This is a genomic window from Nitrospira calida (assembly GCF_976986435.1).
In genome coordinates this window covers 933,657-953,711 of the sequence record NZ_OZ335950.1, presented here as the reverse complement: position 1 = coordinate 953,711, position 20,055 = coordinate 933,657, and the positions used below count along the sequence as shown (strand labels likewise).

General features: G+C 63.0%; 20 protein-coding genes. 5 read left to right on the top strand and 15 right to left on the bottom strand.

What is annotated here, in order from left to right; genetic code table 11:
* Positions 1-594 precede the first annotated feature (594 nt).
* The 5 genes from ACWHTU_RS04785 (at position 595) to ACWHTU_RS04765 (ending at position 6,373) form a co-directional block, all read left to right on the top strand.
* Positions 595-1,260, top strand: coding sequence for a dienelactone hydrolase family protein (locus ACWHTU_RS04785; RefSeq protein ID WP_447862087.1), 666 nt, complete (start codon positions 595-597; stop codon positions 1,258-1,260).
* A gap of 244 nt (positions 1,261-1,504) precedes the next feature.
* The gene (locus ACWHTU_RS04780) at positions 1,505-2,836 is read left to right on the top strand and encodes an efflux RND transporter periplasmic adaptor subunit (RefSeq protein ID WP_447862085.1); all 1,332 of its coding nucleotides are present in this window, start codon (positions 1,505-1,507) and stop codon (positions 2,834-2,836) included.
* Positions 2,837-2,906: 70 nt separating this feature from the next.
* Positions 2,907-4,139: an ABC transporter permease gene (locus ACWHTU_RS04775; protein WP_447862084.1), complete on the top strand. Its 1,233-nt coding sequence runs from the start codon at positions 2,907-2,909 to the stop codon at positions 4,137-4,139.
* Positions 4,140-4,309: 170 nt separating this feature from the next.
* A complete protein-coding gene (locus tag ACWHTU_RS04770; RefSeq protein WP_447862082.1) occupies positions 4,310-5,173 on the top strand; it encodes a universal stress protein in 864 nt (287 codons plus the stop codon).
* A 126-nt stretch (positions 5,174-5,299) separates the two neighbouring features.
* The gene (locus tag ACWHTU_RS04765) at positions 5,300-6,373 is read left to right on the top strand and encodes a response regulator (RefSeq protein ID WP_447862080.1); all 1,074 of its coding nucleotides are present in this window, start codon (positions 5,300-5,302) and stop codon (positions 6,371-6,373) included.
* 22 nt (positions 6,374-6,395) lie between these two features.
* Here the strand turns inward: ACWHTU_RS04765 and ACWHTU_RS04760 are convergent, their stop codons facing one another.
* From ACWHTU_RS04760 to ACWHTU_RS04690, 15 genes are all read right to left on the bottom strand, one after another.
* Positions 6,396-6,929: an adenylyl-sulfate kinase gene (locus ACWHTU_RS04760; RefSeq protein ID WP_447862079.1), complete on the bottom strand. Its 534-nt coding sequence runs from the start codon at positions 6,927-6,929 to the stop codon at positions 6,396-6,398.
* Positions 6,930-6,938: 9 nt separating this feature from the next.
* On the bottom strand, positions 6,939-7,805 hold the full coding sequence (locus tag ACWHTU_RS04755; RefSeq protein ID WP_447862077.1) for a M48 family metalloprotease: 867 nt from the start codon (positions 7,803-7,805) through the stop codon (positions 6,939-6,941).
* Positions 7,795-8,304: an SH3 domain-containing protein gene (locus ACWHTU_RS04750; protein WP_447862076.1), complete on the bottom strand. Its 510-nt coding sequence runs from the start codon at positions 8,302-8,304 to the stop codon at positions 7,795-7,797. The genes ACWHTU_RS04755 and ACWHTU_RS04750 overlap by 11 nt, the downstream gene beginning before the upstream one ends.
* Positions 8,305-8,360: 56 nt before the next feature.
* The gene (locus tag ACWHTU_RS04745; protein ID WP_447862074.1) at positions 8,361-10,499 is read right to left on the bottom strand and encodes a CHASE2 domain-containing protein; all 2,139 of its coding nucleotides are present in this window, start codon (positions 10,497-10,499) and stop codon (positions 8,361-8,363) included.
* Between the two features lie 133 nt (positions 10,500-10,632).
* Positions 10,633-12,255, bottom strand: coding sequence for an SUMF1/EgtB/PvdO family nonheme iron enzyme (locus tag ACWHTU_RS04740; protein ID WP_447862073.1), 1,623 nt, complete (start codon positions 12,253-12,255; stop codon positions 10,633-10,635).
* Complete coding sequence (locus ACWHTU_RS04735; protein ID WP_447862071.1) at positions 12,252-13,040, bottom strand: Tll0287-like domain-containing protein; 789 nt, start codon at positions 13,038-13,040, stop codon at positions 12,252-12,254. Before ACWHTU_RS04735 ends, ACWHTU_RS04740 begins: the two co-directional genes overlap by 4 nt.
* A gap of 146 nt (positions 13,041-13,186) precedes the next feature.
* Positions 13,187-13,693: a hypothetical protein gene (locus ACWHTU_RS04730; RefSeq protein WP_447862070.1), complete on the bottom strand. Its 507-nt coding sequence runs from the start codon at positions 13,691-13,693 to the stop codon at positions 13,187-13,189.
* A 98-nt stretch (positions 13,694-13,791) separates the two neighbouring features.
* Positions 13,792-14,163 carry a hypothetical protein gene (locus ACWHTU_RS04725; protein ID WP_447862068.1) on the bottom strand — a complete coding sequence of 124 codons (372 nt, stop codon included), beginning with the start codon at positions 14,161-14,163 and terminating at the stop codon, positions 13,792-13,794.
* 60 nt (positions 14,164-14,223) lie between these two features.
* Positions 14,224-14,553, bottom strand: coding sequence for a hypothetical protein (locus ACWHTU_RS04720; protein WP_447862067.1), 330 nt, complete (start codon positions 14,551-14,553; stop codon positions 14,224-14,226).
* A 156-nt stretch (positions 14,554-14,709) separates the two neighbouring features.
* Positions 14,710-15,213 carry a hypothetical protein gene (locus tag ACWHTU_RS04715; RefSeq protein ID WP_447862066.1) on the bottom strand — a complete coding sequence of 168 codons (504 nt, stop codon included), beginning with the start codon at positions 15,211-15,213 and terminating at the stop codon, positions 14,710-14,712.
* 319 nt (positions 15,214-15,532) lie between these two features.
* On the bottom strand, positions 15,533-16,177 hold the full coding sequence (locus tag ACWHTU_RS04710) for a response regulator (RefSeq protein ID WP_447862065.1): 645 nt from the start codon (positions 16,175-16,177) through the stop codon (positions 15,533-15,535).
* A complete protein-coding gene (locus tag ACWHTU_RS04705) occupies positions 16,159-18,462 on the bottom strand; it encodes an ATP-binding protein (protein WP_447862064.1) in 2,304 nt (767 codons plus the stop codon). Before ACWHTU_RS04705 ends, ACWHTU_RS04710 begins: the two co-directional genes overlap by 19 nt.
* Before the next feature lie 68 nt (positions 18,463-18,530).
* Positions 18,531-18,692: a hypothetical protein gene (locus ACWHTU_RS04700; protein WP_447862062.1), complete on the bottom strand. Its 162-nt coding sequence runs from the start codon at positions 18,690-18,692 to the stop codon at positions 18,531-18,533.
* A 46-nt stretch (positions 18,693-18,738) separates the two neighbouring features.
* Positions 18,739-18,948 carry a hypothetical protein gene (locus ACWHTU_RS04695; RefSeq protein WP_447862061.1) on the bottom strand — a complete coding sequence of 70 codons (210 nt, stop codon included), beginning with the start codon at positions 18,946-18,948 and terminating at the stop codon, positions 18,739-18,741.
* A 67-nt stretch (positions 18,949-19,015) separates the two neighbouring features.
* Positions 19,016-19,978 carry a hypothetical protein gene (locus tag ACWHTU_RS04690; RefSeq protein WP_447862060.1) on the bottom strand — a complete coding sequence of 321 codons (963 nt, stop codon included), beginning with the start codon at positions 19,976-19,978 and terminating at the stop codon, positions 19,016-19,018.
* Positions 19,979-20,055: the final 77 nt, after the last annotated feature.

The window sequence follows — 20,055 nt, the reverse complement described above, 5'->3', positions numbered from 1 at the left end:
CGCTGCCTGTTACAGGCTGCGAAGAGGGGGGAGTCTTGCTACAGTCCTACCCACGTTCCTGTAGCGGAAGGCTACATCCTTATGGAGTTCTGAGGGCTAAGTGATCAGCTCTGAGTTTCTAACTCTCGACTCAGCCCTCAGAACTCAACCTGTTTTGTCATGGCACCTGTCTTGCTCAACAAGTAGTGAAACATCGGCGGAGGGAGGAGAGACGCATGACCAGAACCCGATGGCTTCTGGTGGGAGCCGTTCTGTTAGGAGTGGCGATCGTGGTGTACTTCGTTTTCCTCTGCCCCACTGAATGCCACTGACACGACCGGCAGGAGGCAGGGCCCGAGACGAGTGGCCATCGAGCCGGGAGAGAAAAAGATGCGCGGCGAACGACGCCAGGGCTCATGCAATGGCCACGGCCGCCGATCTGATGATACCCTCCGTTTTCAGTTGGCACATGTCTGGCTCGGAGCCGACCCGGCGCTGGCCAGCGGGTGGCCAGCGGGCCGGTGACGACGGTGACGCAGGATCTACTAAGCATAGCCACCTCGTTTGCGCGTCGCCACAATGATCCTGCGCCGGCAGCATGAGACCGAGGTCCTGATGCCACAGCCTAGCCGAACCCCAACCGAGCAGCCGGTGACGCTCGTCGGTCCCGGTATCCGGCTGGAAGGCGTCCTGGCGGTCCCCCCACGTTCCGTCGGCGTCGTGGTCTTCGCTCATGGAAGCGGCAGCGGCCGATTCAGTCCTCGCAACAATTTCGTCGCCCGCAAGTTGCAGAACGGCGGGCTTGCCACATTGCTCCTCGATTTGCTCGAGGAACGCGAAGCGGATGATCGCCGCAAGATCTTCGACATCGATCTGCTCGCCGACCGACTTCTACTCGCGAAGGCTTGGCTGGCGGAACGGCCGGAGACCCGGCCCCTCTGCTTGGGCTATTTCGGCGCGAGCACCGGCGCCGGCGCGGCGCTTGAGGCCGCCGCGCGCGATCCCTCCTTTGTCGGCGCCGTCGTCTCCCGCGGCGGCAGACCGGATTTGGCTGAACGCTATTTGCCAGCCGTGATCGCGCCGACTCTCTTGATCGTGGGAAGTGACGACACCCCGGTAATCGAGATGAACGAACAGGCGCTCAGGCTGCTGACCTGCCCGAAAGATCTGGTCATCATTCCCGGAGCCTCGCATTTGTTCGAAGAACCAGGCACCTTGGAGCAGGTGGCCGACCATGCCTTGCGCTGGTTCCTCCGCCACTTGCCCTCCTGCCCATTCTAACTTCTCTTTGTTTCCGCCCATCCTCTCGACACCCGGAGCTCATCCTTCGTCACTTTTTCTCCTGTCCCACCCTGCCGCAGTGCGCAGGTCCTGCTTTGTCGCCAATTTCCACATACTGAGGGCTCTGCGCGACGTGCGTCCCGAACGGCCGTCGTACTCCGCGAATACTCAAGCCTTCTCCGTCGATGTCGAACTGAGTTTGGGCACCGGTCTTGCTGGTGAAATCGGAGACAGTAACCCGATCATGACCATGCAACCCGAACGACAGCGCGAACCCGCCGGGAATGGAGGCGTGCTCCCGGTCGACGGCATGCCGAACGGTGCGGGAGTCATTGTGGCAAACCACGGGACCGGCCTTCCCGCGTCGCTGCCCTCCGTCAAGCGGAAACCGTATCGCGGGCCTCGTCTCCGACTGTGGCTAGCTGGCGCCGCAGTGACGGCACTGGCTGGCGCAGCACTGTGGGTGTGGCTCTCGCCTGATGCGGCGCTGGTCCGCTATAAGACGGTCCCGGTCGATCGGGGACCGATCGTCGCGAGCGTCACCGCGACGGGGACCGTGAACCCGGTGGTTTCGGTGCAGGTCGGCAGCCAGGTCTCCGGAAAGATCGCCAAGCTGTTTGCCGACTTCAATTCCGTCGTCACCGAAGGGCAGGTCATCGCGATGATCGACGACAAGCCGTTTCGGGCCAGGGTGAAACAAGCGACAGCCACGTTGAAGAGCGCCCGCGGTAACCTGGCCCGGGCTAAGACCACCCTCGCTCAACGAGCGCTGGAGTTGAACCGCGCCAGTCGTCTCCGGATACGAGGGTTCGTGTCGCAAGCCGAATTGGATTTAGCGAAAACCAACTATCGGGACGCACAAGCCCAGGTCGAGGTCGCGCAAGCCCAGGTGGACCAGGCAGAGGCCGCGTTGTCCTCCGCCGAACTCGATCTCGGCTACACCACGATCTATTCCCCGGTCACCGGCACCGTGGTGTCACGCAACGTCGACGTGGGGCAAACCGTGGCGGCCAGCTTCCAGACGCCGACGCTCTTTGTGATCGCGCAAGACCTGTCCCTGATGCAGGTCAACGCCAACGTCAGCGAGTCCGACATCGGCGGCGTGACGGAAGGGAATGCGGCTGAGTTTCGCGTGGACGCGTATCCGAACGAAGTCTTCAAAGGCACGGTGACCCAGGTGCGGAACGCGCCGATCAGCATTCAGAACGTGGTCACCTATGACGTGGTCATCGGCGTAGACAATCGGGACTTCAAATTAAAACCCGGCATGACGGCCACTGTCTCAATCGTCGCCGCGCACAAGGAAGGAGTGCTCCGCGTTCCCAACACGGCGCTCCGCTTTCGGTTGCCCGGAGCTCCAGCGGATCGGAAGAAATCCCAAGTATGGGTCGTCGACCCGGAGGGACGGCTCCATCCCGTTCCAGTGAGCACCGGCCTCACAGACGGCACCTTCACCGAGATCATCGAGGGCGAGCTGGGCGAGGGAGACCGGGTGGTCATCGGCCTTGAATCCGTGGAGGAAAGAGCTCGGCAGGAACTTCCTCCCGGATTTGGGATGGGGCCGAGAATTCGATAGCGCCAGAAAGGCGAGACAGGCAAGTCCCGCGCTTTTCGCCAATCTCGCTGGCCTTGCACATACCTTTATCATGAACTTTCTCTTCATCACCGTCGAGCTCGCGTTCCGAGTGCTTGCCCGCAACCCTTTGCGGGCCGGCCTGACCATGCTGGGCATCATCATCGGGGTCGGCGCGGTCGTCGCGATGGTGAGCCTCGGGCAGGGCGCCAGCGCGTCGGTGCAGGCGCAAATCGCCAGCCTCGGTACCAACATGTTGATCATCATTCCCGGAGCGACCACGGTCAGCGGGGTGCGCACGGGAGCCGGCGGCGCGGCGACCCTGACTGTCGAGGATGCGCGGGACATCGAGCGGAAAATCACCGGGGTTTCCGGCGTATCCTATGCGACGCGAGCCGTCCTGCAAGTGGTGCATGAGAACAAGAACTGGAACACGGTGGTCCTCGGCACGACGGCCGACTTTGCGGATATCCGGGAATGGCCGGTGGCGGAAGGTGCGTTTTTCACGCCGTCCGACGAGGACGCGGCTGCCAAAGTGGCGGTGCTCGGTCAGACGGCAGCGCAGCATCTCTTCGAGCGCGGCGAGGAGGTCATCGGCGCCACTATTCGGATCAAGAATGTGCCCTTGCGTGTGGTCGGCGTCCTGGCACCGAAGGGCCAAACCCTGATGGGACAGGATCAGGACGACGTTGTCATCCTACCGTTCTCGACCGCGGAGCGGAAGGTGTTGGGCACCAAGTTTCTGGGCACGGTCGGGATCATTCTGGTGACCGCCGCACACCGAACCTTGTTGCCCGACGTGGTCCTGGAGATTAAGGAACTGTTGCGCGCCCGCCATCGGTTGCACCCCGCGGAAGAAGATGACTTCACCGTGCGCACGATGGAAGACGTGGCCAAGGCCACCGCCGGTGCCAGCCGGACCATGATGCTGATGTTGTTGAGCATTGCCTCGATTTCGCTGATGGTCGGAGGCATCGGCATCATGAACATTCTGCTTGTCTCGGTCACGGAGCGGACGCGGGAAATCGGCATTCGCATGGCCGTCGGCGCCAAACGGGCGCACATCCTGCTCCAGTTCCTCGTCGAAGCGGTCATCCTCAGCGCCACGGGCGGCATCCTCGGGGTGCTGACGGGAATCATCGGAGCCAAATTGCTCACCACTGTGGCCGGATGGCCCACCATCATCTCGCCCACGGCCATGGCGATTGCGTTCGTATTTTCACTCGGTGTCGGCATTTTCTTCGGCCTATACCCCGCGGAGAAGGCGTCGCGCCTAAACCCGATCGAGGCACTGAGGTATGAGTAGAGGTGGATGCCGGATGCGCAAGACCGGTGACTGGGCCATACTGTGCAGATAGAAGGTCAATGGCCGTTGGTTCCCGATGATTCGGGAAGAGCCCCGTCTAATTCCTGGGATCTCCGTGCACCCGACCGATAACCCTGACGAATCGCCAACAACCACAAATGGAGGATGCTATGCGGATCGTACTGGCGGTGGATGGATCGGATAATTCCTATGAAGCGCTCCGGGCGCTGCCTCATCTCAGCCGAGCCGAGGTGCTTATTCTGCTTCACGCCTTGGACGTTCCGCAGCCGGCTTATCCGATGATGATGCCGGAGGTCGCCCGCGACTTGTACACGACTGTCGAGAAGGAAATGCGCGAAGACGGCCAGCGGCTGTTGGACCGGATGGTGTCATTGCTCCCGATGAACGTCGGTCCGGCGACCAAACGGATCGAGGTCGGCACGCCGGCCGAAGTGATCGTCAGTGTCGCCCAAGACTCCGGAGCCGACCTGATCGTCATGGGCGCCCGCGGGCTGGGCCCGATCAAAGAACGACTCTTCGGCAGCGTGTCCCATCGCGTCCTGACCCACGCCTCCTGCGCAACCCTGATCGTCACCGGCCCCGTTCGGGGCATGAAGCAGATCCTGCTGCCCTTGCAGGGGCCCGACGATGCCGAGGCCGCGATCCGCTTTTTGGCCAAGCAACCGTTTCGCGAGCCGGCTAACCTGACGCTCGTCACGGTCCTCCCGTTCGCCCAACCTCTGTGGCCTGCGGGTATCTCCGTGACGGAAGCCATGAAAGAACAAGTCCTGCAGAGCGCACGGGCGTTCCTCGACAACGTCGCGGGGAAGTTGACCGGGTTGGGGTACCACGCCCGGAGTGCGACGCTGCTCGGCGTCCCCGCGCCTATGATCCTGCACGAAGCCTCGAAGCTGAATCCGGACTTGATCCTGATGGGCTCCCGCGGCCGCCGCGGTCTCGCCCGCTTCGTGCTCGGCAGTACATCCCATGCGGTGTTGCACCAGGCCCCCTGCCCGGTGTTGGTGTTTCGTTGACGAACGGTAAAGCCCGTAGTACCCTCCCACTAGGGCTTCTCGCAGGCTGCCCAATGCTGCCTTAAACCGTTGCGGGGTTCGCTCGGCCTTGAGACCGGTCATCAACGTTGTCGTCAGGATCTCGGCATGAGCATCTTGATCGTAGATGATTCGCCGGATGAATTACAGTTGCTCAGTTCTCTCCTAGAGAGGGCGGGGTACCGATCGCTGCTCACCGCCACCTCCGCGGACGATGCGTTTCGAACATTGGGGGTCGCCGGCTCCGAATCCTCGCCGGCACCGGTCGATTTGGTTCTGATGGACATCATGATGCCGCACACGGACGGGCTGGAGGCCTGCCAGCGGATCAGAGCACACCATCAACTCCACGATCTCCCTATCATTGTGATTACGGTCAAGAGCGACCCCGGCGACCTGCGCGACGCCTTCACGGCAGGGGCCACGGACTTCATCCGCAAGCCGGTCAACGAGGTGGAGCTGGTCGCCCGTGTGAGTGCCGCACTCACTCTGAGAGAGGAACGGGAATGCCGGAAGGAGAGAGAACAACAACTGATCAGACGCACCGAAGAGCTGGAACGGGCCCTTCACGAAGTAAAGGTTCTCCGAGGACTTATTCCGATCTGCAGCCATTGCAAGGGTGTGCGAAACGAGCAAGGTTTTTGGCAGCACATCGAAGAGTACCTTCGGGATCATTCTGAACTGGAATTCACCCATGGTGTGTGCGAGACATGCCTGGCCCAACCGGCCTCCCGCAGCCACAGGCCATCGACGAATCGGAACGCGACGGATTCGTCTCCTGCGGTCGCAATCACCGGAAGCGACAAGCGGGGACAAAGCGGAACGCGCGGCGTTGAGCTTTCATCCACTGAGACGGCGGAAGATGGGGTGCGGGCCAGGAAAGCGCGACGCGTGACTTTCCACTGTCGGCTCCTTTTCTCGGCGGAGCATATCCCATCGGGGGAGGCTCGCGTCCTGGACCTCTCCACCTCGGGATGCAAAGCGGAATCGCTGACGGCGGTGAAAAAGGGGATGGAACTGACGGTGAAGTTTTTTCTCCCGGATCACCAGTGGGAACTTAAAATCGAACGGGCAGCGGTCCGATGGGTCGAGGGGAAGACCTTCGGTTTGGAGTTTCTCAGCATTCGTCCGGCCCAACGCGAACGGCTTCGCCTTCTGCTGGCCAGAAGCGAGAACGACTGAGCCTCCAACAGAAATCCAACCTTCACAGGAATCGTTGCGTGATGAGCGTCATCACCTGCGCAGCCGCTTCAGCCGGCGTTGCCGTGGTCGTATCGATGCGCAAGTCTGGCTTGAGCGGCTCTTCGTAGGGCACCTGGAGGCCCGGCACCGTCGCGGACTCCCCGCCCCGCCCCTTGCGGTAGGTGCCTTTATTATCCCTCGCCATGCACACCTCCAACGGGCAGTCGACGGCGATCTCCAAAAAGCGCGGGATCAGGCTTCGCGCCAGGTCTCGATAGGCCCGCTTGGCAGCGGTGGCGTCGAAGATTACGCTGACACCGTGCTCGACGAGCCGGGCGCCGGTGAAGGCCAGCGCGCGATAGAACAGGTCCCGCTCCTCCGGCGAATAAGTCGGCTCGGGTGTAAGCACGCGCCGGACCTCATCCGACTCCAACACGTCCACGCGCAATCCCAGCGCCTCCAGCTTCGGACGCAACGCCGTGGCGATCGTGCTCTTGCCCGACGCCGGCAGGCCGGTGAGCCAGACAGCGAAGGCGGGGAGTGCTGCGGCAGACATCCATCCGCCTCAGATCCGCTTGCTCCACTTCGCGAACCGGTCCGCCAACAGGACCCCGTTGGTTTTCAGCCCTTCGGCCTGAATGGCTTTTTGGACCGCTTCGATCCGGCTGGAGAAGTTCGGATGGGTCTTGAAAAACGCGCGGTCGTCCCCCTTGAGGTCGCGCAGCCGCACGAGCAGTGTCACATAGGCAAGGGGATCGTAGCCCACGCGGGCCGCGAACACGTCGCCCAGTTGGTCTGCCTCGATCTCCTTGCTCTGATCCAGTCCTTCGTCGAGCAGTTTCTTCACCGCTCCGTCGATCAGATTCTTGAACGCCGCCGGGTTCTGGTTGGCATACGCCAGGCCGGCTTCCGTCACGCCGGCGATCTGTTTGCTCCGCTGGATCACCTGTAAAATGTGCTTCTCGGTCACATGAGCGATCTCGTGGCCAAGCACCGCAGCCAGTTCCGCCTCGTTCCGTATCTGCTTCAGCAAGCCTTTCGTAACAAAGATGTAGCCGGCTGGCGCGGCGAAGGCGTTGATGGAATCGTGATTCAGGATCGCGAACCGATAGGGAATGTCGGGCCGGTCGCAGGTGTTGGCGACTGCACGCCCGACAAGATTGACGTACCGCGTGAGCGCCGGATCCTCGACGACTCCTCCATAGCGGGCCACCACCTGCAGCGCGATGGCCTGACCGATAGAGGATTCCTCCTCATAGCCGATTGGGAGCAACCCGGCGACGAGGGTCCCGGTCCCGCGGATCACCCCGGCCAGCCGCTCATTGCCGGATTGCCGCGCCACGTCTTCAGCCGCCCGTTGCACTTCGGCGCACCCGCCGAACGCCGCGACGAACGCGAGGAGCTCAAGAACTGTAGAGATCTTACTTCGCATATTCGCCGAGCCCCCCTTCTTTCAGGAATTCTTCGACCTCCTGATCCGCAATCTGATACGCCGTCATGCGATCGACCGTGTCGCGGTCTTTCTGGGAAATCCCCGCGCGATTGGCGTACCCCTCGGAGACCTTGTCCAGTCCCCGCGCTCCGGCTGACGCGGTCACCGCCGATGCCTCGCTCCCGCGCATACTGCGGCCGAGCTGCGCCAACCCGTTGTCGCCGCCGCTCGGTTTGGTTTTGCTCGTCTTGCCGGCATAGATCCAACCCTGTGCGCCGCTTTCGGTCTTGACCTGCAGCCAGCTTCCTTCCTTCTTCAAGACCTCCAGCGGATCGCCGTAACGCAGATTGGCGACCACCTGATCCAGCGAGGTCTTGCCGGAGCGGAGTTGCGCCGTCCTGGCCTGCACATAGACGGTTTCCGCAAATACGGCGGTGACACCGACCAGTGTCACGCCGACGATCAGCCCTTGCAGAGTCCACCATGTCCGTCGTTTCACCGTCGCCTCCTCGATCTCGAGTCCACCTTCCACCCTCCGTCCTCGCTTCGCGGCCTTTATTTCGATTTCAGCTCATAGACTCCATCCCAATCCGGCGGCGGCGGAGCCGCCAGGTAGGCGGCCGCCCGCTCGCGATAAACCTTCGACGGCCCATCCACAGGATCCAGCGCCAGCGCCGCCTCGAATCGCTGTTGGGCCGTGACGAAATCCCGCCGCTTGTAAGCGGCCAGTCCCTCGAGGTACAGCTCCATCACTTTTTTCCGTTCGATGGACAGCTCTCCTTTCCGTGCCAGCAATTCGTATACCGTGACCGGTTCTTTCTTGCCCTTTACCCTGAGCACATCCACCTCGCGCGCCTCGATATCCTTCTGGGCTAACTCGTACGTCCGCGGCCCCAGCAAGATCAGTGTGTCGTAAAACTTGTTTGCCCCTTCCAGCCGCGAGGCAAGGTTCACGCTGTCGCCCATCACGGTGTATTCGAGCCGCTCCTGCGACCCCATGTTGCCCACGACCAGCAGACCCGAGTTGATGCCGATCCGCGTCACGATCTCTGGCAAGCCTTCCGCTTTCCAGGCCTCGCGCAGTTTCGTCAACTCCGCCTGGCTGTCCAACGCCGCATAGCAGGCCAGTGTCGCATGGTTCGGATCGCCCAGCGGGGCGCCGAAGATCGCCATGATGCCGTCGCCCAAGTACTTGTTCACGTTGCCGCGATGCCGGCGGATGATATCGGTCATGGCTGACAGATAGCGGTTGAGCAGCTCGACCAGTTCCTCCGGCTGCAGTTGTTCGGAGATCGTGGTGAAGCCCGCGACGTCGGAAAAAAAGACGGTCAGTTCCTTTTTCTCTCCGCCAAGCTTGATGCGCTCGGGATCGCGCATGATCTCTTCGACCACCTCCCGGGACATGTACTTATCGAACGCAGCCCGCAATTGCCGCCGCTGCCTTCCTTCGATCAGATACTCCACCGTCGCCGCGACGCCGAAGGAGACAGCCAGCGCGCCCTCCGGAAACACCAACTCGACCCACAGGCCGTGCGACGTGAAGGCGTGGACAGCCAGGCCATAGTAGATCGCCGCCAGCGCCGCGATGAACCCGATCTTCAGCACCTGCCGCCGGATCAGCATGAAGCTCCAGGCCGTCGCCAGGCACAACGCCAGCGTCGCGACCGCAAACACCCAGTACGGCGCCTGCCGCATGAACTGAGCCTGCAGGAGGTTGTCCAGCGCGGCCATATGGATCAGCACGCCCGGCGTGAACGGCGACAACGGCGTCACGCGCAATTCGTACGTGCCTGCCGCGGTCGTGGCGATGAACACGATTTTGTCCTTGAAGACCGCCGGGTCAAGCAGCGGCCGCTCTCCCTTCTGAAGCTGCGTGAAGGATTGGAGCACGGCGCCGGCTGAATAGGAGGAATAGGTTTTCCGCTCCAGTGTCCCATGCCAATCGATCAGCATGGCGCCCTGGGAGGTCAGCGGCACCGCCACGGATCCCATCCGGACCACATTCGATTCCCACGTGACCTGATCCGCGCCCAGGAGAGGCCGAGCCGCGGCCGCGGCAATCTGGAAGAAGTGACGGCCCTGGGCAGCAGCCACCAGCGGCATGCGGCGCGTCGTCCCGTCGAAATCGGGCATCAGGTTGATGAAGCCGAGACCCCGCGCGGCCTCGGCGAGCGGCGGGATCGGCAGCTTCACGCCAGGATAGGTCGCAAGCGGTGGAGCTTCCACGTCCGCCCGCACCTCGACTGGCACACCGGCCTTCGCCAACAACTCCGGTACAAGGTCCTGCGGTTCTCCCTGAAATAAAATCGGCAGGAACACATTCCCGGCCGCCCGCATCTCGTCGGCGAACACCTGGTCGAATTCTTCGGCGTTGTCGTCCGGTTCCAGAAACAGGATGTCGAAGATGACCGCCTTGGCTCCCGCCTCGCGGAGAAACCGGACGAGATACCCATGGCGGTCGCGCGGCCAGGGCCAGCGGCCGAACGTCTCCAAACTGGCTTCGTCCACCGCGACCAATACGATGTCCGGACTGGCCTTGGAGGGATCGGCGTAGGTCCGGTAGCGATGGTCAAGCGCTTTGAGCTCCACGATCTCGAGCCAACGGGTCCGATGCAGCGCCAACGCTAGAACAAAGACCGCCAGTCCCACGGCGGTCGCGATCAGGACTTTCTTAGCCGACTTAGGGAGTTCCATCCGCGTCAACTCGGAGGGTGACAGCGGCGCCCGCGCGCCACTGTTTGAAGCGTCGGCAGGGCGTTGCCGTGCGGTCGGATGCAGGTGGGTGACCGGAAAGAGTTCCGCCGGAGCCTGTGCGGACCGAAAACCATCAAGGCACGTCCTGGGCGCAGCGGAACCCGAGAGTCGGCCCCCAGTAGGTCATCTCGTCCCAGCTCCGGTAACTGACGCGCAGCTCAAGCGGTCGCTCGTTCCAGTCCCCGCCCCGCAAGACGCGGAAGGAACCGCGGAGCGGCCCCTGTGGATCGCGGGCAGGCGACATCTGGTAGAAGTCCTCGGCATACCAGTCCTTCACCCACTCCCACACGCTGCCGACGAGATCATGAACTCCGTAGGGGGACACGGTGGCCGCCTGGCTGCCGATCTGTTCCGTGCCGTTGGCGCCAGCCTTGATCTCGCCGTTCTTGGGACGCCCCTTGATCATCTCCTCGCTGTTACCCCAGGGATAGCGCCGTCCGTCCGTCCCGCGCGCGGCCTTTTCCCATTCGGCCTCGGTGGGCAGGCGTTTGCCGCGCCATTCACAATAGGTCCGCGCCTGCATCCACGTGACGTTGGTAACCGGATGCTGCGCGCGTTCGGGATCGTCGAACGCCTGGCGATCTTTAGGCGGCGTGCAGCCGCCCCCCTCGACGCACTGGCGATACTGGGCGTTGGTGACCTCGTACTTGTCCAGCCAGTACGAGCTCAAGTACACCCGGTGCATCGGTCGCGAATCCGGCAAGCCGTCCTCCGCCCCCATCAGGAACTCGCCGGCTGGAATCAGGACCATTCCCTCCGGCGGGCTGATCCCTTGCTGGGCCAACTTGCGCAACTCTTCCTGCTGCGCCGCCTGCAATTGCTGATTGACTTTGGTGATCTCGGGCTCGTCGTCGCCGGTCGGCGGCCGACCTTGTGGAGGCGTCGGCGAAGTCCGTGCGGCTGGGGGAGGAGTCGTCTCGGCCTTCGCCGACCTGCCAGACGGTTGATGACTCGCCTGCGCCGCCGGAGGCGCCTCAGCGGCCCGCACCGTCTCGATCCGGACCGTGGCCCGCATCAACTCCTGAACCAAGTCGGCCCCGCCGCCTTTGGTCTTGCGCTCCTTGCCGCCTTTGCCAATCAACGTAAAATCGAAGTCAGGAATGTTCGCCAACAGCGGCGTCGCATAGCTGATCGGAACGGCGAAGGCCATCCCTTCGGGCACGATGCCGGAGGGATGGCTGAACTTGGTCGTCACGATGCCGATCACCTCCCCCCGGCGGTTAAAGAGCGGGCCACCGCTGTTACCGGGATTGACCGCCGCATCGACCTGAAACACCCGCTGCACGCCTTTGGTGCGGACGGCCGCCACGCGCCCGCGGGTCACCGACACCTCCCGCAGACCGAACGGAAACCCGACCGCGATGACTTCCTGATCAAGCCGCACCGCTCCCGCATAGCCCAAAGCGGCTTCGGACAGCCCCACGGTTTCGATCTTGAGCAAGGCCAGATCGTGCTCCGGATCGGCGCTGACGAGGATGGCTGGCGCGCGGAACTCGCCCGGCGTCACGACCATAATCCGCCGGGCGTTCGAGACGACGTGATGCGCGGTCAGGACATATCCGTCCGTATGCACGATGACACCGCTACCGGCCGGCTTTTCCGCCGGAAGAACGAGCCGTTCCGCCGCTCCAGCGAACGGGAGTCCGCCGGCGATCGCCAGCGACGCCGCCAGTGTCAGCCATGCCGATCGTTTCATTTCCGGATGGGAATCATCACGCTGATCGCGCCCGCGTTCTGGCCGAGCTTCAACCCCTCGCGCGGATACCCGGTGCGATCCAGCTCGCCCTTCGGTTCTCCGTGACAATCAAGGCACTGTCGGGTCGTGTACAGCGGAAACATCAGGCGCAACGAACCGCCTCGGGCCGTCACTTCGCTGATCACTTTCTCGCGAGGGAATGCCGGGTCCGCGAACGCTTCCAGCGCCGCCCGCTCCATCGCATCCGGCGCATTGCGGGGATTCCGCGGAAACAGGGCCGTCTGCTTCAGTCGCACGCCGGTCCGTTCGGTAAATCGCGCGGCCACCCGCGCGCCGAAAACCGCCGGGATAAATCCTTTAAACCCGACATCGGGGCGATTGAGTTCCGGCTGCGCGTCCGCGACCACTTGCTTGCTGACCAAGACCAGCTCCCTAAGCAACCGCTTGGCGCCGTCGGGGATGCGGGCCTCCTCCAACTCCGTGAGATCCACGCCGGACCGGCTCCGGAACATGTCCACAAGCTGCCGCTCAAACACATCGGGCGTGAACCCCTTATCCGCGCGCGTGCGATCGTCGAAGAGAGATTGGTTGTCGTTGATGACGGCGCGCCCGGAGTCCAGCAGAATCGCCAGAAGGCGGGCAGTGTGCTCGAATTCCAGAACAGTTTGAAGCGGGACACCGGCGTCCGGACTCCGCTCACGGGTCGCGGCCGCCTCGCGTTCACCTCCTCCGCAGACCATGAAGACCACCATCGGCGCGAGCATCCAGCACAGGCGACGAAACATCGTGTCGATCCTGGCGCGTACGTTCGGGAGGCGACGCGGCGCGGAGACGTCCCCTGCCCGGCGACCAGGTGAGAGGACATCTCAGCGTGGATGGTACTTTTGCCCTCCCGTGAAGTCAAGCCGGGAGGACCAGACGAGGAAGATGTTCAGCGACCTCGATGGATGTCGACCAGCACATTATCGGCATCGAGTTCGATCGTGATAGGCATGCCTTCCTGCAGCACAGAGAGCTTGCTGCCGGCCAGCGGATCGACTTCATAACTGGCCAGCCCCTCCGGGGTCGAGAGCTGAATTTCGCTCCAGTAGGGATCGGAGTAACGGACCATGCCGGCGATGAAGCGATGCTCCGGGAAAAACCGATCCGTGCGCGAGACGTCGATCAGCACATTGCCCGAATCCACCAACAGATTGACCGGCTCCCCGACCTTCGCCTCATGGAGCCCCACCCGATCCGCTTTCGCCGGGCTGATCGTCCGAGGCTGCAGGCCCTTCTCGGTTTTCACAAAGAGAACCCCCGACTGGATTTTGGCAATCACTCCGCTGAACCCGTAATGGGCGGCTTGAACGAACGGCGTCATGGGCTCGGCTTTCCCCGGCGCAACCCCCATCGCCAGGAACACCCCCGTCAGAAGCACAGAGAGAACGTGTCGCATAACCTCACCTCTTGCCTTTCCCGAAGGGAAGGCGGGCCGGCTTGGTTCGCCAGACCCGCCTCTTCCGCATCGCCTTGCACGGAACAGTGTGATAGACCTCAGAACCCTCCACCCGGCGGAGGCGGGACTGAAATCCCGTATTCCTGAACCGGCGTGACCATCAGGGCGAAGTTGAGCAGCTCATCGGCCGCAATGTCGTTGATGCCGTGCTCGCGATTCCGCAGCATCTTGAACCACTTGCCCATCTCGGTCCGCACAGTGCGTTGATCGCCACGCGCCAGAGCCTCCTTCACCAGTGTAAGCTTCTCCTGGTAGGGCTGCCAGTTCGACGTCGGATAATTGGTCTTGTAGAAACTGACGGAATTGGCGATCTCGTCCACCCACGTGGGTTGGGCGAGCGTAAGACCCACAGAACACAGCAACAGCGCGCAGGCGCCGAACGTCACCACGGACAGTCTCATCCTGTTCATGTGCCCCTCCTTCTGCTGTCCCACGACCATTTCCCGGCCGACCGGATTCGGCCGCTTCGCTCAAAATGAAACGGAAGACTGGATGTCCGATTCTCTCGCGTTCTCGAAGTCGGCGAGGTCCGGGCCCTTCAGGCTCTTCAAATCGATGTGGAACGTCTCGCTGTCCGGCACCTTCATCGGTTGTTCAGCGCCTTTCCCGAGTTCGCCCGGCATCGCCTCGGTCGACTTCGAGGTTGACTCCTGGCCCGGCTTGTCTTTCTTGATCTCGGCCGGAGAACCGGTCATCGTGCCCGACGGTTCCGCCGCGAGCGCGACCGGCGCCAGCGTGAACCAGACCGCGACGAGCGCCACCGTCATTAGGGTCAGGCCTATGATGTGACTGTCTCTCATGGTGCTCACCTCCTCGTGTTGGCAGAGATTGTGTTGACGCATGGCCTGTGCCCCGGCCTCGCTGGTCGTCTGTTTACTGTAATCACGGATAGAACGCGCGGCCATCGCCGGAAGGGTGGATTTTCTATCGCCCGATCGGGTGATGGCCGCACACACTCATCCGGCGGCTCCGGGATCGTACACGTCGTCGATCCAATAGTCGCAGCCTCCCTCCTTGCACGGAGGCCCGCCCTCGTAGGGCGTCTGTACGGTATGATCGGGGACGCTCATCGGCCTTTCATTGCTGATTCCCAGCTCGATCGCGCCCGCCGTCGTACCCGGCTCCGCTGGCCGGACACCCAACGTAAAGTTGTACAGTTCATCCGCCGCGACGTCGCTGATGCCGTGCGCCCGCTCCTGAAGCATCCTCAAAAAGCGGTCCGTTTCCAGCTTCACCCGGTGTTGATCGCCGCGGAGCAGGCTCTCATGAATTCTGGCCAACTGCTCTTGATAAGGGGTGAAATCCGAAGCGGGGTTGTTCGCCTTCTCAAAGGCCACCATGTTCTGGATTTCCTCCACCCAGGTGCCTGCGGAGAACGCCGGTCCCGCGAAGAGCAGGCACCAGGCGCCTGCCATGGCCAGCAGCAGAGCAGCTCGTCGTCGAATCGCCTGTGTGTTCATTTCGGCCTCCTTGTGATTCATTTGCCCGACTAGTGCTCATTCTCTCAACCTCTCAACGTTCTCGTCCGTCGACAACCGCGGGCGCCTCGGCCTCGCCGGCGTCATCGCGCGACCGTCCCTCTTCGGCGGCGCGCGGGTCCTCGCACAAGGCGCCTTCGGCACCATGTCATCCCCTTCTCCGGTGACAACTCCGCCTGACGCAGCGGTCATCATAGGCAGCGGAAGCCCGACGGCCTATTCCCACGAGGGTGGATTTTTTCTCCATCGTTCGGGTGAGGAAACGGGAAGAGAAGAGAGGACGAGAAGGAACAGACTGCGCTTATTTCGCGTTTAGGTACGCGAGCACCGCTTCCACGCGGCCGGCGACGCCGAGCTTGCGGTAGATGTGATGGAGATGGGTCTTGACCGTGTCGGCGGAGACGCACAACTGGTCGGCGATTTCCTTGTTCCCGCGCCCCGCAGCGGCAAACGCCAGGATCTCACGTTCCCGCTCGGTGAGCGCCGCGAGCCCGCCCGGTTCCTCCGCGCGGGCTCGGTTCATGGCGGCGAAGGCCGTCCGCGCGAACCCGTCCGGCATGAAGGGCGAAAGCACCGTTTCACCCCGCGCGCTGGCGCGGATGATCCGGAGAAACTCCTGGTGGTCGGCATCCTTGAGGATGTAACCGCAGGCGCCGGCGCGGACCGCCGCGACGATCCGCGCATCGTCGTCGTGCACGGACAGCATCAACACTTTGGTCTCCGGTAGGCAGCCGCGGATCAACCGTGTGGCGGTCACGCCGTCGAGCTTCGGCATGTCCACGTCCATCAGCACGATGTCGGGCTTGAGACGCGTGACGAGATCGAAGGCTTCCCGGCCGTCGGTCGCCTCGCCGAGCACGGACAGATCCGGCTCCCGTTCCAGCAGCAGACGCAGGCTCTGTCGAAACAACCGCTGATCCTCGGCGATCACGAGGGTAATAGGCATGGTGCCTCTTGATTGGCCGGCAAGAGAATCGAAAACACCGCTCCGCCTTCGGGACGGTTCGCCGCCCAGATTCGGCCGTGATGGGCCTCCGCCACCAGCCAGCAGAAGTGCAGTCCTAGCCCCCGCCCGATCCGCAAGTCGCGGCCGTCCTTCTTGCGGAAAAACATCTCGAACAGATGCGGCAAGTCCTCGGGTCCGATCCCGGGGCCCTCATCTTCGACGCGGATCAAGACTGCCGACTCGACCCGGCCAGGCCCTTCCACATGCAGGTCGACTTCCGGCTGCGCTTCGAGCGTGACCGTAACGCGGCTCTCTGGTGGGGAATACTTGAGTGCGTTGTGGATCAAATTCATGGCGACCCGCTGCAGCCGGCGGCGGTCCGCCGTCATCCAGACCTCCTCGCGCGGCACGCGCAGACGAATGGTGACAGCTCTCGCTTCCGCTTCGCTCCGGAACAGTTGCACCACTTCTCCCAACGCCGCATTGACGGAGAACCGGGAGGTAATGAGCGGGAGACCGGAATAGCTCTCCTGATAGACGTCCAGCATATCGTTGATCATGCCCAGCAACAGGTCCGTGGTGAACCGCAGATCCTGAAACCAACGCCGCTGGGGTTCGGCCTGCAGTTCCTCCCGCTGCCCGAGCAGCTCCAGCGTTTTCTTGATCCCCGCCAGGGGATTCCGGATATCGTGCGCGAACATCGAGGCGAACTGACTGAGCGAGGCGAGCCGCTCGGACCGCAACAGTTGCTCTTCCAACCGTTTTTTCTCCGTCACATCGCTCAATTGCAGCATGATGGAGACGCCGGCCCCGGCCTGTTCGACGAGAACGAGATCCGTTTCCATCACCAGCACGGCGCCGCCCGGCGTCCGCACTCGCAGGACCGTCGCGGTGGTCTCTGCGCCGGTCTCCAGAACTTTCCGGAAGGCTTTTAGAAACGCCGCGCGGTCCGCCTCGACGAAAAGGCGCTCCGCTTGCACGCCGACCAACTCGTCAGCCCGCCGGTTCAACTTCATCTCGGCTCGGCGATTCGCGCCCCGCACGATCCCTTCGGCATCGACGAGGAGCTTGGCATCGACCGAATGGTTCCAGAGCATGCGGTAGTGCGCTTCGGACGTCGCCATCTCGCGATTCGCTTTCTCCAGTTCTTCGACGTATCTCCGCCTCTCCTCGGATGCGCGCGCCAGCCGCTCGGTGAGATCGGCGAAGCTGGCCGCTAGGGTGTCGATCTCGACGATTCCCGAGGGTTCAGTGGAGAGCGGCGGAGGGGGAGACTCCTGCCCGATCGATCGCACATGTTCCACCAACGTGTTGATCGGCTTGACGATTCGACGCGCCAACCGCCATCGGAACAGGGCGACAAGGGCGACCGCGCCGACCCAGAATGCGGCGAGCTTCCCCATCAACACGACCAACGGAGCGTAGGTCTCCCGAGGATCCTGCCTCACCAGGACGTACCACATCCCGTCCGGCACAATCTCGGCTGGCAACGAAACCGGTGCGATCCCCACGATGCCGCCGCGGTTCCCGTGCGTATCGCTGTCCACTTCCAGCCACGCGGCGGAACCCTCCCGTACACGGCCGAATCGGTCGCGCAGCGCCTGGATGCCGGTCGCTTTTCGATGCCACGCCGGCGGAAGCACGGAACAAGCCAGAACTTCCCCTTGCTCTCCAACCAGCATCACATGCCCCGTCTCCCCGATCCGACTGCGCAAGATCGACGCGAAGAGTTCATCCTGACCGATGACCACCTTTAACGCGCCGAGCACCGCACCGTCTTCGTCGAGAATCGGCGCCGCGACCTCCCAGAAACCGCGTCCCGACTGGTCAAGACGGAGATCCGACGCCCAGGGTCGCCGTTGCTCGAACACCACCGGCCACCAAGGTTGGCGCTGATAGTACGTCCTCGTCGCCTCGCTCGGGACCCCTCCGACCGAGCGCCCCTGTCGATCGATCACCGCCAGCGAACGGAAGTACCGGTGTTGCTCTTCGCGCCATTTGTGAAACACGGGGGCATCCAACGCCAGCCGGGACCCCTGCCTTACGGCGCTCCGCACATCCGGCAGGGCGCTCAAACGTGCGACCCATTCGACTTCTTTGGCCAGAATCAATCCGACCTTGTCGGCGCTTTGGCGGGCGAGTTCCTGGAACGTCAACCCGATCGAAGCCCGAAGGGAGAGCTTCGCCTGCCAGTAGGCATAGGCGAGACCGATCGTGCCCGAAAGCAGACCGATTGAAAGCACGGAGAGCGTGATCAGACTTTGAAGACTGATCCGCCTGGTCATGGAAGGACATCGCCGTGGCCGCCGGAATCAATCGATAACAGGCAGGCCGGCCACGCAGAACCGGGAGGTTACGCCGCGCGCCTGGTCTTCTCGTCTGATTCTTCTTCGGCGAGCGACCGGCCGGTGGAGGCGACCGGCCGTCGGTGCTCTGCGTCGCTTTCGCCGGCCAGAGTGGCGGCCAACACCCAGATCAACGCACACATCGTCGCCAGACCGATGATCTCGACCATGGTCGCACCTGATTTGGCGCCGCAAGCCCAATCGAACGTCCCGCGCTTAGGCCGCGTGTTTGCCGCCCGTCCGGGTCGTCTCAGCCTGTTCAGCCGGAAGCTCGCCGACTCCGGTCAGACCATTGAGCGGTTTCCTCGCCCGGGCATACAGAATTTCCATGCAGACGAAGAACACGACCAACAGGGCGACCAGGCCCGCCGCGATTCCCCAATATCCCCAGGACATCAGCAATTCGCCCGCGTATGAGGCCAACATTTCCATCCGTCCCTATTCGCGGCGGAGCGCCGCTCGAGTGTGGCGCTCCGCCGGATCTGTACGCCTCCTAAGCCGTCTTTCGATACACTTGCTGGGCCGGCTCCGGTTGAATTTCGCCGACCGCCACTCCGCGCTCCGGTTCGCCGGACGGCAACCACAGCCCGGCAAGAAACAGCCCGATCAACCCGAGCGAGGCCGCGAACCAGTAGCCGACCGGAATCTCCGGCCAGGACCGCGGTTCAGTCACCGGGAGGACTGTCCGTCGAGCCAGCGGCTCGGCTGCATCGAGCCGCGCAAAGAGGTCCGCTCGCAGCTCGGTCCGAATGGCCGCAATGGCCGCGCTGGCGAGCTGCCCCTGGTTCAGGGTCCGTGCCGTGTCATAGTCAGCTTGGACTTTCGTGACCTGCACAACGGCCGCCCCAACATGCTCCTGCGCCCGCTCGACCGCCCTCGCGCGCTGCCGGCTGGATGTCATGATCAGTTGGCCGAGATAGGGCTGCCAGCCGTTTTGGAACTCTTCCTCCATCCGTGCGCCCATGGCCTGCGTCTGCCGAATCATCCGCTTGTTGAACTCGCTCTCGTCTTGAGCCGCCGAGAGCACGCCGCTCCGCACCCCTCGCCGGGTGAAGTTCACGATCGCCCGGCCCATGACCCCTTGAATGCGACCGGCCTGGTCCGCCGCGACCTCAGCGGCGTGAGAACGAATCGCCGCAATGTGCCTAAAGGGATCGCTCGTGAGCCAATGTTGGGTCATCGTCGCCCGATTGAATTCCGAGACGGCAGTCGCCAGGTTTTCGGCCGCGTCGCGCTCGATCAGATAACTCTCCACGATGGCCTGGCCGAGAGCCGGTTGGACCCACTCCATGCCGGCCATGATGCCAGTCGAGTGATTCAGCGAGACCATCTCCGGTCTCGGCGCGGCCGCCTCTAAGGTCCCGTTCGCCGAGATGAAGACGGCGTATCCCCCAACCAGTGTTGCGCAAAGCCCGATCACAACCATCAAATCGACTGGTTCCAGCGTCCGCCTCATGGTCACCTCCCTGCTGTGCGTCCGACGTTTGCTCTATCCATTTGGGTGATTAGGACGAATACCCCACCGCTTGCCAT

Excerpts from the sequence above, each read along its gene's own strand:
- ACWHTU_RS04785 (WP_447862087.1), top strand. The coding sequence starts at position 595 with ATGCCACAGCCTAGCCGAACCCCAACCGAGCAGCCGGTGACGCTCGTC.
- ACWHTU_RS04780 (WP_447862085.1), top strand. The coding sequence starts at position 1,505 with ATGACCATGCAACCCGAACGACAGCGCGAACCCGCCGGGAATGGAGGC.
- ACWHTU_RS04775 (WP_447862084.1), top strand. The coding sequence starts at position 2,907 with ATGAACTTTCTCTTCATCACCGTCGAGCTCGCGTTCCGAGTGCTTGCC.
- ACWHTU_RS04770 (WP_447862082.1), top strand. The coding sequence starts at position 4,310 with ATGCGGATCGTACTGGCGGTGGATGGATCGGATAATTCCTATGAAGCG.
- ACWHTU_RS04765 (WP_447862080.1), top strand. The coding sequence starts at position 5,300 with ATGAGCATCTTGATCGTAGATGATTCGCCGGATGAATTACAGTTGCTC.
- ACWHTU_RS04760 (WP_447862079.1), bottom strand. The coding sequence starts at position 6,929 with ATGTCTGCCGCAGCACTCCCCGCCTTCGCTGTCTGGCTCACCGGCCTG.
- ACWHTU_RS04755 (WP_447862077.1), bottom strand. The coding sequence starts at position 7,805 with ATGCGAAGTAAGATCTCTACAGTTCTTGAGCTCCTCGCGTTCGTCGCG.
- ACWHTU_RS04745 (WP_447862074.1), bottom strand. The coding sequence starts at position 10,499 with ATGGAACTCCCTAAGTCGGCTAAGAAAGTCCTGATCGCGACCGCCGTG.
- ACWHTU_RS04740 (WP_447862073.1), bottom strand. The coding sequence starts at position 12,255 with ATGAAACGATCGGCATGGCTGACACTGGCGGCGTCGCTGGCGATCGCC.
- ACWHTU_RS04735 (WP_447862071.1), bottom strand. The coding sequence starts at position 13,040 with ATGTTTCGTCGCCTGTGCTGGATGCTCGCGCCGATGGTGGTCTTCATG.
- ACWHTU_RS04730 (WP_447862070.1), bottom strand. The coding sequence starts at position 13,693 with ATGCGACACGTTCTCTCTGTGCTTCTGACGGGGGTGTTCCTGGCGATG.
- ACWHTU_RS04725 (WP_447862068.1), bottom strand. The coding sequence starts at position 14,163 with ATGAACAGGATGAGACTGTCCGTGGTGACGTTCGGCGCCTGCGCGCTG.
- ACWHTU_RS04720 (WP_447862067.1), bottom strand. The coding sequence starts at position 14,553 with ATGAGAGACAGTCACATCATAGGCCTGACCCTAATGACGGTGGCGCTC.
- ACWHTU_RS04715 (WP_447862066.1), bottom strand. The coding sequence starts at position 15,213 with ATGAACACACAGGCGATTCGACGACGAGCTGCTCTGCTGCTGGCCATG.
- ACWHTU_RS04710 (WP_447862065.1), bottom strand. The coding sequence starts at position 16,177 with ATGCCTATTACCCTCGTGATCGCCGAGGATCAGCGGTTGTTTCGACAG.
- ACWHTU_RS04705 (WP_447862064.1), bottom strand. The coding sequence starts at position 18,462 with ATGACCAGGCGGATCAGTCTTCAAAGTCTGATCACGCTCTCCGTGCTT.
- ACWHTU_RS04700 (WP_447862062.1), bottom strand. The coding sequence starts at position 18,692 with ATGGTCGAGATCATCGGTCTGGCGACGATGTGTGCGTTGATCTGGGTG.
- ACWHTU_RS04695 (WP_447862061.1), bottom strand. The coding sequence starts at position 18,948 with ATGTTGGCCTCATACGCGGGCGAATTGCTGATGTCCTGGGGATATTGG.
- ACWHTU_RS04690 (WP_447862060.1), bottom strand. The coding sequence starts at position 19,978 with ATGAGGCGGACGCTGGAACCAGTCGATTTGATGGTTGTGATCGGGCTT.